The organism is Flavobacterium lotistagni, from assembly GCF_011392125.1.
GTDB classification, from domain to species: Bacteria; Bacteroidota; Bacteroidia; order Flavobacteriales; family Flavobacteriaceae; genus Flavobacterium; species Flavobacterium lotistagni.
The window spans coordinates 1-294 of record NZ_JAAJBU010000043.1 but is presented as its reverse complement, the minus strand read 5'-3'; the positions used below and the strand labels follow the sequence as shown (position 1 = coordinate 294).

The following is a 294-nucleotide window of genomic DNA, read 5'->3' as shown; positions in this document are numbered from 1 at the left end:
GTGATACTGCTCCTGTTCTTCCTTTAGTTTCTTCTAATGGAATCTCTGGAACTTGGTCGCCATCGACTGTAGATAATACAACAACCGGAACTTACACTTTCACGCCTGATGCTGGTCAGTGTGCTACTGCTGCGTTTGTGGTAACAGTAACTGTGAATCAATTGGTACCAACTTTCAATGGTTTGGATACTGAAATCTGCGCTGGTGATACTGCTCCTGTTCTTCCTTTAGTTTCTTCTAATGGAATCTCTGGAACTTGGTCGCCATCGACTGTAGATAATACAACAACCGGAA

At 43.2% G+C, this 294-nt stretch carries 1 pseudogene; it reads left to right on the top strand.

Features of this window, described 5'->3' with window-relative positions:
* Positions 1 to 294: pseudogene (locus G4D82_RS14350) on the top strand (hypothetical protein); the annotation flags it as partial.